The 13,474-nt window shown below is 33.1% G+C and carries 11 protein-coding genes and 2 pseudogenes; 12 read left to right on the forward strand and 1 reads right to left on the reverse strand.

The window, feature by feature from the left end; translation table 11 throughout:
* Nucleotides 1-54 precede the first annotated feature (54 nt).
* Nucleotides 55-330: a metal-sensing transcriptional repressor gene (locus ACSVC9_RS00305; RefSeq protein WP_291723046.1), complete on the reverse strand. Its 276-nt coding sequence runs from the start codon at nucleotides 328-330 to the stop codon at nucleotides 55-57.
* Between the two features lie 175 nt (nucleotides 331-505).
* Between ACSVC9_RS00305 and ACSVC9_RS00310 the strand changes: the two are divergent.
* The 12 genes and pseudogenes from ACSVC9_RS00310 to gap all read left to right on the forward strand — a co-directional run.
* A pseudogene (locus ACSVC9_RS00310) lies at nucleotides 506-751 on the forward strand (L,D-transpeptidase family protein); the annotation flags it as partial.
* Between the two features lie 38 nt (nucleotides 752-789).
* Nucleotides 790-3,291: pseudogene (ppsA, locus tag ACSVC9_RS00315) on the forward strand (phosphoenolpyruvate synthase); the annotation flags it as partial.
* A 220-nt stretch (nucleotides 3,292-3,511) separates the two neighbouring features.
* Nucleotides 3,512-4,204: a FadR/GntR family transcriptional regulator gene (locus ACSVC9_RS00320; protein ID WP_446898406.1), complete on the forward strand. Its 693-nt coding sequence runs from the start codon at nucleotides 3,512-3,514 to the stop codon at nucleotides 4,202-4,204.
* Between the two features lie 33 nt (nucleotides 4,205-4,237).
* Nucleotides 4,238-5,620 (forward strand): radical SAM protein, encoded by a 1,383-nt coding sequence (locus tag ACSVC9_RS00325; RefSeq protein ID WP_446898407.1) that lies wholly within the window; start codon nucleotides 4,238-4,240, stop codon nucleotides 5,618-5,620.
* Between the two features lie 469 nt (nucleotides 5,621-6,089).
* Nucleotides 6,090-6,578, forward strand: coding sequence for a flavodoxin family protein (locus ACSVC9_RS00330; RefSeq protein WP_446898408.1), 489 nt, complete (start codon nucleotides 6,090-6,092; stop codon nucleotides 6,576-6,578).
* A gap of 56 nt (nucleotides 6,579-6,634) precedes the next feature.
* Nucleotides 6,635-6,895: a hypothetical protein gene (locus tag ACSVC9_RS00335; RefSeq protein ID WP_446898409.1), complete on the forward strand. Its 261-nt coding sequence runs from the start codon at nucleotides 6,635-6,637 to the stop codon at nucleotides 6,893-6,895.
* 683 nt (nucleotides 6,896-7,578) lie between these two features.
* Complete coding sequence (locus ACSVC9_RS00340) at nucleotides 7,579-8,157, forward strand: 5' nucleotidase, NT5C type (RefSeq protein WP_446898410.1); 579 nt, start codon at nucleotides 7,579-7,581, stop codon at nucleotides 8,155-8,157.
* A 129-nt stretch (nucleotides 8,158-8,286) separates the two neighbouring features.
* Nucleotides 8,287-8,754, forward strand: coding sequence for a tRNA (uridine(34)/cytosine(34)/5-carboxymethylaminomethyluridine(34)-2'-O)-methyltransferase TrmL (gene trmL, locus ACSVC9_RS00345; RefSeq protein ID WP_446898411.1), 468 nt, complete (start codon nucleotides 8,287-8,289; stop codon nucleotides 8,752-8,754).
* 17 nt (nucleotides 8,755-8,771) lie between these two features.
* Nucleotides 8,772-9,611 carry a DegV family protein gene (locus ACSVC9_RS00350; RefSeq protein ID WP_446898412.1) on the forward strand — a complete coding sequence of 280 codons (840 nt, stop codon included), beginning with the start codon at nucleotides 8,772-8,774 and terminating at the stop codon, nucleotides 9,609-9,611.
* Nucleotides 9,612-9,731: 120 nt separating this feature from the next.
* On the forward strand, nucleotides 9,732-11,120 hold the full coding sequence (gene rpoN / locus ACSVC9_RS00355; protein WP_446898413.1) for an RNA polymerase factor sigma-54: 1,389 nt from the start codon (nucleotides 9,732-9,734) through the stop codon (nucleotides 11,118-11,120).
* Nucleotides 11,121-11,268: 148 nt separating this feature from the next.
* Complete coding sequence (locus ACSVC9_RS00360) at nucleotides 11,269-12,288, forward strand: sugar-binding transcriptional regulator (protein WP_446898414.1); 1,020 nt, start codon at nucleotides 11,269-11,271, stop codon at nucleotides 12,286-12,288.
* Between the two features lie 89 nt (nucleotides 12,289-12,377).
* On the forward strand, nucleotides 12,378-13,382 hold the full coding sequence (gap, locus tag ACSVC9_RS00365) for a type I glyceraldehyde-3-phosphate dehydrogenase (RefSeq protein WP_446898415.1): 1,005 nt from the start codon (nucleotides 12,378-12,380) through the stop codon (nucleotides 13,380-13,382).
* Nucleotides 13,383-13,474: the final 92 nt, after the last annotated feature.

Here is a 13,474-nt window from a genome sequence, read left to right on the forward strand (position 1 = left end):
ATTTTTTTGTCAAATAAAAAAACTGTTTATTTTTATATAAACAGTTTGAGATATTCAAGACATCCGTGAAAAATGCTCCAGTGCTTTTGCGAATTGTGCTATTGTTTTTTCTGCATCTCCATGTTGAATTCCATCTCTGACACAATGATTTAAATGACCTTCCAAAACTATTTGTCCAACCTTATGAACAGCACTTTTAACTGCATTGATCTGTATTAGAACATCTTCACATGGAATATCTTCATCAATCATTTTATCTATGGCCTTAATTTGACCTATTATTTTTTTTATACGTCTGTGCAAATTGTCAGAATCCATACATTGTTTCATAACTTTCACCTTTTCTAATATGTATTTTAATCTTATTATATATTATAATAGATAAAAAATATATGAGGACTAAATTTATTATTCTTTTCAAAACTATGAGAAATAATGTTATTCCATGCTATAATAATATCTATATGGAGTAATATTTAAGCAGTAAGAGGGATGGTAGAATCATATGAAACGAGTTTTATTGACTGAAATTATAGTTGTGATAATAATCTTTAGTTTTTCTGCATGCAGTAGTTTATTTAGTACAGATAATAAGAAAAATACTCAAAAGGTGAATGTTGTAGGTAATATAACTTCACATCCAAAAGAAAAAAAACAGATACCACCTAGAAATATTCTTAAGGCGGGAGACAAGGGAAATGATGTAAAAGATATTCAGAAGAAACTCAAAAAATTTGGTTATACTGTAGATGAAGATGGAGACTTTGGGGAACAAACAGTTTATGCCGTGATGGATTTTGTATTTCTACTGAAGCCTTTAAAAGAATCATTGGGGAAACGTCGCCGATTCACAGATTACTTGATCAGCTATCGCTTCTTAATATGGAAGATAGGTATAAAATCAGTAAACTTAGCGGTGAAGTTCGCAGAATCATCGAAGGGATAGCTATCCCTGAAGATATTAATGAGGAAATTACCTGCTTCTTATCCAGGCTTGGAGAAAAAAATGCCTATGCAGTACGCGATACAGTGCAACTGCAGAGGATTTACCCACAGCTTCCTTTGCAGGCCAGCAGGATACGTATCTGAACATTATCGGAAGGGAGGAAATCCTAAAGCACATCAGCAAGTGCTGGGCATCGATGTTTACCGAAAGGGCAGTAACTTATCGCCTTCAAAGGGGTTTTGGCCATGGTAAAGGCCGCCTGTCTGTGGTTGTCCAGAAGATGGTCTTCCCGCAGGCGTCAGGGATTTTGTTTACTGCTGATCCCGTAACTTCCAATAGGAAGGTGTTATCCGTTGATGCCAGCTTCGGACTTGGTGAGGCATTGGTTTCCGGTCTGGTAAATGCTGATATATATAAGGTTTGTAAGGGCAAGATTATTGATAAGAAGATATCCACCAAGAAACTGGCCATTTATGCCTTAAAGGGTGGTGGCACGAAAGAGCAGGAGCTTGAGCCAGAGAGACAGAATAGGCAAGTGCTGACGGATGAGCAGATTTTACAGCTTGAGAATATAGGCAGAAAGATCGAAGAACATTTCTGTTGTCCCCAGGACATTGAATGGTGTTTGGCTGATGATACATTTTATATTGTCCAGAGCCGACCAATCACTACTTTGTACCCAATCCCTGAAGCAGATGATCAGAAAAATCATGTTTATATATCCATGGGTCACCAGCAAATGATGACAGACCCTATTAGACCATTGGGATTGTCTTTTTTCTTGTTAACAACTAGTGCACCCATGCATAGAGCTGGTGGAAGGCTCTTTGTTGATGTTACAGAGATGCTTGCTTCCTCTGGCAGCAGGAAAATTTTATTAGATACCATGGAACAGCACGATCCACTCATGAAAGATGCACTTATGACCATAATAGAGCGAGGGGATTTTATAAAATCCCTTTCAAATGAAAAAAAGAACAGAACCCCGGTAAAAGCAGTAAAGGTATGTCGTTTGCAGATTTTCAGACATAAATTGAAAATGAGCCGGCAATCGTTTCTGATTTGATTAAGAGCAGTCAAACATCCATAGAAGAGTTAAAGCATAACATCCAAACAAAATCAGGACTAGGTTTATTTGATTTTATTCTGGAGGACATTCAGCAATTAAAGAAGATTTTATTTGACCCACGAAACCTGGGTGTGATTACGGCTGCTATGGATGCTTCATCATGGATCAATGAAAAAATGGAGAGCTGGTTAGGAGAAAAAAACGCAGCAGATACACTTTCTCAATCTGTGCCGAACAATATTACTTCGGAAATTGGCCTGGCGCTGTTGGATGTTGCAGATGTGATTCGTCCTTATCCGGAAATAATTGATTATTTACAGCATGTAAAAGATGATAACTTTTTGGAGGAATTGATTAAGTTTGAAGGTGGACAAAAAACCCGAGATGCTATCCAGGATTATCTCAATAAATACGGTATGCGATGTAGTGGGGAAATCGATATTACTAAAACCCGCTGGAGTGAAAAACCAGCTATACTTGTCCCCATGATTCTCAGTAATATCAAGAACTTTGAACCTAAAGCCAGTAATCGGAAATTTGAGAAGGGTCGACAGGAAGCTTTGAAAAAAGAACAAGAATTATTAGATCGATTAAAACAATTACCGGATGGTGGTCAAAAAGCCAGAAAAACAAAACAAGTGATAGACCTAATACGGAATTTCATCGGTTATCGTGAATATCCCAAATACCATATCGTCAATCGCTACTTTATTTACAAGCAGGCTTTACTGAAAGAAGCCGAGCAACTTGTACAAATGGGTATTATTCATGAAAAAGAAGATATATACTATCTCAATTTTGAAGAACTTCACAAGGTTGTATGCACAAATAAACTGGATTACGGATTATCGGAAAGAGTCAGGAGGAGTACAAATTATATGAAAAACTAACTCCACCGCGGGTTATCACCTCTGAAGGCGAAATCATTGCCAGTGAGTACAAACGAGAAAATCTCCCAGTGGGCGCTATTGTGGGCATACCTGTTTCTTCCGGAGTTATAGAGGGACAGGCACGTGTCATTTTAAACATGAAAGATGCTGATCTGGAAGATGGAGATATATTGGTTACCTCTTTTACTGACCCTAGTTGGACACCATTGTTTGTATCCATAAAAGGCCTGGTTACCGAAGTTGGCGGACTAATGACCCATGGAGCAGTTATCGCACGCGAATATGGTTTGCCGGCAGTTGTCGGAGTAGAAAACGCTACAAGATTGATAAAGGATGGCCAGCGAATTCGCGTACATGGAACTGAAGGCTATGTAGAAATCCTGTAGAGAAAGAGAATATAGATTTATTTGTGCAAAATAGATTGGACTTAGTTTTATATAACTGGAAATTTTGATTTTCAGTTATATTTTTTTATATTTGGGTAATATTAATACTGGGTAATATTATGTTTTTATTGTAACTACGGTAATTGACATAAGCATAAATTAATAGTACTATCATAGTATAAATACTATCATCCTATGTTTGGAGGAGGCAATTTTACAAATGGGGATTCAAAAAGCAAGACGCTTAACATTAGTGGGACAAGTGGCGGCACAGATAGAGAAGATGATAGAAAGCGGTCGGTGGAAAGTCGGAGAGAGAATTCCAACTGAGCCTAAATTAATGAGTCAGTTTGATGTCAGCAGGAATACTTTAAGAGAAGCTATCCAGTCACTGGTTCATGTCGGATTGCTTGAAACACGCCAAGGCATCGGCACTACAGTAATGTCATCCAGTGATTTGGGATTGGTCTTGAAACGAAAGATTAAAAAAAGTAATGTTTTGGAAACCTTGGAAGTACGTTTGGGTCTTGAAAGGGAGGCAGCTCAGCTTGCTGCCGAAAGAAGAACTGAGGATGACCTCAAAGAAATTAAAAGATGTCTAAATGAATGCAAAGGAGAGTTAAAAAGGAATAATTTTTTTGAATTTGTAAAAAAAGATATTGCTTTCCATAAATCTGTTGTGAAAACCACGCATAATAATATGTTCATCGAGCTTTATACACACATTACGGATGCATTGGAAAATAACATTAACGCGATTTTGCAGAGCAGAAATCTGCTTCATTCTGAAAATGAAATTCATACTAATCTCTTTGAAGCTATTCGTATTGGAGATGAACAATTAGCTTTTGATAGTGTCAATAAATATCTAGGTGAAGCAAAAGAGTTGTTAAGTCGTATGTTGAACAAGTAAATAGGCTGTTTAAGCAATTAAGGAGGAATTTTCATGAAAATAAAAGATAATTTAGAAAAAACTACTAAACAAGCTATTGTGAATAAGATTGTTGGTTATCTTGATAAAAATCCAGAAAAAAACATAGGCAAAATTTTTAAGGGTATTAAAATGCTAACTAAAGATGAATCTGCATTGGCCCAGATTGAGTTTGTTGAGAGTTATTATAACAATGATAAATATAAACATGAATATATTCAGGATATTTTAAAAAATACGGATACTAAATGCCTGAAAAAGTTCTTTTCTAATTTTTTTGCAAATGCAAACTGGTTTGCTGGACCGAGAAGACAGAAATATATGGATGAAGAGGATACTAAAGTACCATTTGTTATGCTTTTAAGTCCGTCTATGAGATGTTCACTTCATTGCAAGGGTTGTTACGCTTCAAGTTTTAGTAAAAAGGATGATATCCCTCCAGAGGAAGTTGATAGGATTATAGGAGAGGCAAGGGAACTTGGAATTTATTATATTATTATTTTAGGTGGAGAACCTTTTTTCAATGACTATCTTCTGGACATTTATGAGAAATATGATGACATAATGTTTACACCATTTACCAGTGGACTTTTTATTAATGAAAAAATTGCAGATAGACTTAAGAAAAGTGGTAATGTAATACCTATGCTTTCAATTGAAGGTTTCGAAAAGGATACAGATGAGCGTAGGGGAAAAGGCACATATCAAAAGGTATTGAAAGCCATGGATATACTTCATGAAAGAGGAATACTATTTGGGGTGTCTTCAGCTGTTACTAGGACCAATATAAATGCAGTGCTCAGTGATGAATTTACAGATATGTTAATTAAAAAAGGCTCTAAAATGAGCTGGTACTTTTTATTCATGCCTGTTAATGGGGACGATGAAGATTTTGATATGATGCTTACGGGAGAACAGAGAGATTATCTTGGAAGGAGATCTAGAGAAATAAGGGCTAATAAACCGTATTTTACTCTCGACTTCTTTAATGATGCTCCATATGTTGGTGGATGTATTGCAGGTAAATACTTTTTCCACGTTAATTCAAAAGAAGATGTTGAGCCTTGCATATTTTCACATTTTTCAACTGTTAATTTGAAGGGAAGACATTTGATAGATGCATTTAGGGATCCATTCTTTAAGAAATTAAGATCCATGCAGCCCTATAATAAAAACATGCTGAGGCCGTGCAGCATGATAGATAATACCAATGTCATAATAAATGTATGTAAGGAGGTAGGGGCAAAACCGGACGATGCTGGAGCAGAAAAAATGCTTCATGATGCTGAATTTCATAAAAAGATAATGAAATCATCGGAAGAATTTGCACCATATGCTGAAAAAACCTGGAAGGAATTTTTCAAGGAGAGTGGCAATGATAAGTTTGCTAAAGGCTAAAGTTACTTTTCTAACCTGTTTTCATTAATACAGGTCCCTCAAAGATATAAAGCTCAGGGAATAAAGGTGGAGAATATGGATAGTTCCTGAATAAAACAAAGAACTATCCTGCTATCTACCAAAATCAATGCAGCCGACAACCAATAAAATCGGGGCAATGATATTCGTGTACACGCCAAGAGGATAAACATAGGAGAAAATTCTTGTTACCATTGCCACGATAAAAACTCATGATCGGCTGTGTACCCTGTGTAACGCATATATACATAGCATTTTCACTGTTTCAAATAACAAAGCTAGATAAGATAAAATCGGGTAAACCCCGACATCCTTGTCTAGCTTTGTTTCTGATCTATTTTTTCATTGAAGCCAGTTTATATAATTTATATTTAAATGGATTTTTTTAATTACTTATTATAATATGTAAATAGAATAAAATTTAGTGTATAGAAAAGAGGTAGATTCTGTTATGGAAAATAAAATTCTTGTTGTATACTATTCTCTTGAAGGAAATACAAAATTAATGGCCGAAGCTATTTCAAAGGCTGTATCAGGTGATATATTGGAGATAAAACCAAAAAAAGATATAGATTCAAAAAGTAAAATGAGATATTTGATAGGTGGGAAAAAATCTATGAGTAAAGAAAAACCGGAACTTTTGCCCTATGATATAAACCCTGAAGAATATAATGTCTTATTTATTGGAACTCCAGTCTGGGCGTGGAATTTTGCTCCTGCTATGAGAAGCTTTTTTGCCAGGACAAATTTAAGACACAAGAAAATAGCTTTATTTAGCTGTAACGGTGGAAATAATGGAAAAACCTTTGAAAATATGAGAAGTGAACTTGGAGAAAATGAATTTTTAGGTGAAATTGAGTTCAAAAATCCTCTTAAAAATGATACAGAAAAAAATGTAGAAAAAGCTGTAAAATGGGCTGAAGATGTTTGTAAAAAATAAAGATCTCATTTATAATAATAATTTATTCACTAAGGCAAGAAGAAAGGTTGGGAATTATGAAAATAAATATTAAAAGAAGAGTACTGGTTACAATTTTACTTACTTCAATTTTGACCATTATATTTGCATCGCTATCTGTAGGTAATAGAAATTCTTATATATTACGTGTTTTAACTCAAGGAGGCTTGTGTCTGACAATGCTGCTGAGTGGTATTAATTATTTTGTATATCAAAAACAAAAAGAATTGGCAGTTTTTATGTGGTTTGTTTCTGCATTTGCACTATTTGTGCTTGTTAATACTATAATTCGTAGATAATATTTAAGAAAAAATCGAAAATACCAAAAAGTACTCTTACAGGTCTAATAAACAGACTCGAAAAACGGAATCTTATTATAAGAAAAGTTTGTAGGAGGAAAGGGAGGAACTATTAAAACTTGTGAAGAAAATAGTACATAATAATATAAACTGCAAAATATAATAAAAATGAACATAACATAACAAAACATTAATAAATTACTTGATTTATTAATAAAACAGTATTAAAATAAATATAACATTATTAAATTATTGATGCCATTACCATTGATAATTCATTTGTTTCATTTTCCTGAAATAAGTACTAACAATTATTGGCTACGATTGTTAGTATTTATTTTTTTTACTTTAGTTTTGATAATTTATTAATAAAACTATTGATTTTTTAATAAATTAGTAGTAATATATAAAACATATTAGATGTTTATTAAAAGCCAATCCCTTAATGAAAAAAATGCGTCCTAAGTTTAAAAACTTAGAGGGGAAAAAAGACACTTACATTCCAGGTGTCTTTTTTCTTGTTCGAATATTGTTATCAAAAACCTAACTTCTGTTTAATATTCTTTTAATACTTTTATTATATCATGATATATGTGAGTAACATTTGCTTGGCAGGTAGACTATTATGTACTATTGCATGAAAATTATATTGAAATTGATTTTTTAAGGAGTGGATGTATAAATTGAAGAATCTTAGTATATGTATAGATATTGATGGAACAATTACAGATCCATATTATTGGCTTGATAGTGCAAATAGGTATTTTAATAAAAATGTAAAACCTGAAGAAGTTATAGGATACAATGTAGATAGGGTAATGGGTGTATCAAGAAATGAATATCTTGAATTTTATGAGAGAAATAAGTTTCAAATTCATGATGCTGAACCTATAAGAGAAGATGCCAGCATTATTATAAGAAAATTATTTGATAAAAATAATATATATTTTGTTACTGCAAGAGGCAAGGATTTGGAAATACTGACTTATCATTACTTGAGCAGGCATGGAATTCCCTATGATGATGTTTTTGTCCTGGGAACTACTTATAAAGTTGATAAAGCTAGGGAACTTCAATGTGATATATTTGTGGAAGACAGTTATGAAAATGCTGTCCAGCTTTCGAAAAGTGGTTTTAAGGTACTTTTGATAGATACCAATTATAACCGCAATCCTTTAAATGAAAATATAATAAGAGTTTTTAACTGGGATGAAATATATGGAGTAATAGAGGAGATGCTGCTGCAGGGCAAAGCTGTATAGCAGCATCTTTTTTATTATTTTTTGACTGAATAATTGTAATATAGTAATATATTTAATAGGACTTTATACTATCCGGTATAAGTATTATTTTAAATATGTTATTTTTTTATTTTTAAAGGGGGAAAAATTTTGAGTTTAAATATAGTATTGTTCCAGCCCGAAATACCTCAAAATACAGGGAATATAGCCAGGACATGTGTGCTTACAGGTTCTAAATTACATTTAATAAAGCCACTTGGATTTAGTCTGGATGAAAAACATTTAAAAAGGGCAGGACTTGATTATTGGCCATATCTGGATTTGACATTATATGATTCCTATGAGGAATTGAGAGAAAAGTATAAAAATGGTACTTTTTATTTTTCCACTACCCATGGTGAAAACTATTATCATAATGTTAAATATACAGATGGTGATTTTATAGTATTCGGAAGAGAAACCTGTGGGTTGCCTGATTATATTAGAGAACAAAACCACGAGAACTGTATAAGAGTACCCATGATAAATACTACTACACGATCTCTAAATTTATCTAACACTGTGGCCATAATTGCTTATGAGGCACTAAGACAGATGAATTTCCCTATAATGAAGTAAAGGAGGGTATTAATTTTATGTATAAGATAAAATTAATTACTGATAGTACAGCGGATTTGCCAGATTTTATAATAGAAAAGTATGATATAGAGGTACTTCCCCTCTTTGTAATTATTAACAAAAAAACCTATAGGGATGGAATTGACATAAAACTCCCAGTGCTTCTTGAAAAGATGAAAAATAGTGAGGAGTTTCCTGCTACGGCACAGGTAAATCCTCAAATATTTATGAAATGCTATAAAAAGTATCTTGATGAAGGTTATAAAATAGTGTCCATTCATTTATCTTCCAGGATGAGTGGTACTTATCAGTCTGCTTGTATTGCCAGAGATGCACTGGAAACAAAGGATATAGTTGTTATAGACAGTTTTAATGTAACTTCTGGACTTGGAATTCAAGTTGTCAAAGCAGCTGAACTTATAAGAAAAGGTTATACCATGGAACAGATAGAAGAAAAGATTAAGGAAATTGTACCTCATATTAAAAGTACTCTTGAATTTAATAGCCTGGATAATTTGGTAAAAGGTGGACGTTTGTCAAAGACGGCAGGTATTATAGTAAATATTTTGGGAATAAAGATAATAATAGAAGCTAAAAATGGAGAGATGGCTGTAGCAGATAAAGTTAGGGGAAACAAAAAGGTTCTCAAGGCTATGTTGGACTATATAGACAGAAAAGGGATAAAAGACGGTGAGCTTTCCATACTGCTGCATGTAGGTAAAACTGAAATACTTGATCCCCTTAGGAACGAACTGATAAAACGAAATATCGATTTTATAGAGAGTGAAGTGGGATGTGTGGTTGGAGTACATTCTGGAGCTGACGCTTGTGGCTTATTCTTTGTGGAAAATTACTAAAGTATCTGCTGTGATTTAATTTGCACTTTGATTTTTATATAGTGCAAATTTTTTGTGCATTTATATTTTATGTAACTTCATGATATAATATAATTAAAATAGTTGATTGGGGTGCGAGTTATGAGACTAAATTTCGGACTTAATTTAATTCAGAAACAAAGATTGGTAATGACGCAACAGATGCAGCTCTCGGTAAGGCTTCTCCAGATGTCGAGCTTTGAACTTCAAGAGTATATCGAAAAAGAAGTACAGGAAAATCCAATTCTTGATTTTAAAGAAACTGAATTCAAAAATAATGATAAAGAGCAAACTAAGCTAGATTATAAAGAAATTATAAAAAATCTTGAATTTGATAATTACAGCCATCATAGTTATGAGAGAAATAACAGTGAAGAAATTTCGCCTTTCAATTTTATTTCACGAGAAAGTTCATTGAAAGAATATTTGATAGAACAGATTAGAGATTTAAGTGAAAATGATTACGTGAAAGTTATATGTGCATATATTATAGAAAATATAGATGGCAGGGGTTACCTTGTTCTATCAGAGAATGAACTTCAAAATGAGTTTAACATTTCAGATGAATTCGCAGATTATTGTGTAAAAAAGGTACAATCTTTGGAACCTGACGGCATAGCAGCAAGAGATTTAAAAGAATGTCTTAAAATCCAGCTAAAAAAAAGAAATATCGAAAATGAAAATGTAATAGAAATTATAGATAATTATTTGGAGCTGTTGGCTAAAAACAGATATAATGTAATAGCAAAAAAATTGGATATAGATGTGAAGGAAGCGCAGAGTTGTGGGGATATAATAAAAAAATTGGAACCTAAGCCTTCCAGAGGATTTTACACTGGTGAGGAAGTAAAATATATAATGCCGGATGCCTACATAAAAAAAATTGATGATGAGTACTATATAGTTATGAATGATGATTTACTTCCAAGACTTACCATAAATTCTATGTATAAAGATATAATAAAAAATGAAGGTAAAACAGAAAATCCAGATAATAATGCAGTGAATTATGTAAAGGATAAATTAAACAGTGCAGTATTTTTATTAAAAAGTATACAGCACAGGAAAAGTACTATATATAGGGTTCTTGAAAAAATACTTGAACTTCAAAAGGATTATTTTGATTATGGTGATGATTATCTCAAGCCTATGACTTTAAGAGAAATATCCGAAAGTCTTGATATGCATGAGTCGACTATAAGCAGGGCCATAAGGGACAAGTATATATACACAAGTAGAGGAACGGTTAAAATAAAGGACCTGTTTACAACAGGAATTTCGGCATCTTCAAGTGAAGAAAATATTTCGGTATATATTATTAAAAAAAATATTAAAACAATAATAGAAAACGAAGATAAAAGAAAGCCTTTATCTGATCAGGCCATATGTGATTTGATTAATCACAAGAATATGAATATTTCAAGAAGAACTGTGGCAAAATATAGAGAAGAACTTGGAATAAGATCATCAAAGTGTAGAAAAAGATTTTAAAAATTTTCTTAAAGAAGTATTTTTAATATTTTTTTAAAATACTATTTAAAAAAAACTCTAGATGTTTTATAATAGGAGTGGGACAATATAAGCATTAATGGGATAATAATGTACCAAGGGGGGTGATGTTACGGAAGAAGTACTTAAATTGCAGAAAAAAATAGTACCGGAATTAGTTGAGTTATTAGAAAAAAGATACAATATTTTGAGAACTATTTACTATAATCAACCTGTTGGTAGAAGGGTACTTGCCAATGATTTGGGTATTGGTGAAAGAATTGTGAGAACAGAAATTAATTTTTTAAAAACTCAGGGATTCATTGAAATAAATACATCCGGAATGACTATAACAAAAGATGGAGAAGAAATTATAGGAAAACTTAAGGAATCCATACATGAGTTAAGAGGTCTTTCTGAAGTGGAAAGTGCCATAAAGGCAAAATTTAAATTGAAAAAAGTAATAATTGTTCCAGGAGATTGTGATGAAGATCAGATTATAATGAATGAAATTGGAAGAGTAGCTGCAAATTATCTTGAAAGTATAATTCAGAACGGAAATATACTTGCAATTACAGGAGGTTCTACTATGAAAGAGGTAGTGGATAATATGCCTGTAATTAATTCTGTAAAAGATGTCCTTGTAGTACCTGCAAGAGGCGGTATGGGTACGAACGTTGAGACACAGGCAAATACTCTTGCGGCAAAGATGGCAAAAAAAATGGATGGAAGATATAAATTGCTTCATGTTCCTGATAATTTAAGCGAATCTGCCATAAGTACCATGATAAAAGAAAAATCAATAAAAGATGTACTGGAAAATATCTATAATGCAGATATATTGATATATGGTATTGGGAGAGCTGATAAAATGGCAGAAAAAAGAGGACTGAACGATGACAGGATAAAAGAAATAGAAAATAAAGGTGGCCTTGGAGAGGCCTTCGGCTATTACTTTGACAAAAAGGGAAATATAGTATATGCAACTCCAAGCATAGGAATAAAAAATAGCAGGATACATGAGATAAATACCCTGATAGCTGTGGCTGGAGGATCCAGTAAGGCAGAGGCAATACTTTCTACTGAAATAAATAATCATAACAGTGTGCTTATTACAGATGAAGGTGCTGCAAAAAGAATTTTGGAGTTTATAAACGGTCAAGTTTTTTAAAATTATAGCATATTTTGATAAGGTACCTGTACTACAAAAGATCTCTATTTCAGATTTACAAATAATTTATTATTTTAGGAGGAATTTAAATGACAAAGGTGGCTATTAATGGTTTCGGAAGAATAGGAAGATTAGCATTGAGAAGAATTCTTGAAGTGCCGGATTTAGAGGTTGTTGCAATTAATGACTTAACTGATACGAAGATGTTAGCTCATTTATTCAAATATGATTCATCACAGGGGAGATTCAATGGTGACATCGAAGTTGAGGATGGAGCTTTTGTAGTTAATGGAAAGGAAGTAAAAGTTTTTGCAGAGGCAGATCCTGAAAAATTGCCCTGGGGAAAACTTGGAATAGATGTTGTACTTGAATGTACTGGATTTTTTACTAAAAAAGAAAAAGCTGAAGCTCATATAAGAGCAGGAGCGAAAAAAGTTGTTATTTCAGCTCCTGCGGGAAATGATTTAAAGACAATAGTTTACAATGTAAACAATGATTCACTTGATGGTACTGAAACAGTTATATCAGGGGCATCTTGTACAACCAATTGTCTGGCTCCCATGGCTAAAGTGTTAAATGATAAATTCGGTATAGAGAAAGGATTTATGACTACAATTCATGCATATACGAATGACCAGAATACACTTGATGGACCACATAGAAAGGGTGACTTGAGAAGAGCTAGAGCCGCTGCTGTAAGTATAATTCCCAATTCAACTGGTGCTGCTAAAGCTATCAGCCAGGTTATTCCGGATTTGAAGGGAAAACTTGATGGAAATGCTCAGAGAGTTCCAGTTCCAGCTGGTTCAATAACTGAACTGGTTTCAGTTTTGAAAAAGAATGTCACCGTGGAAGAAATTAATGCAGCCATGAAAGAAGCAGTTAATGAATCATTTGGATATACAGAGGACCCGATAGTTTCAGCGGATGTTGTAGGGATAAATTATGGTTCACTGTTTGATGCAACTTTAACTAAGATTGTAGATGTAAATGGATCACAGCTGGTTAAAACTGCTGCATGGTACGATAATGAGATGTCATACACTTCACAATTAGTTAGGACTTTAACTTATTTTGCAAAGATTGCTAAATAGTTAAATTTATGATACAGTAAAAGATCTGGTTTTGTAGTTGAGGCTATAATGCCGGATCTTTAATCTTAAAATCAAAAATAAATAAAAATTTT

It is taken from the genome of Clostridium sp. LBM24168 (assembly GCF_052953915.1).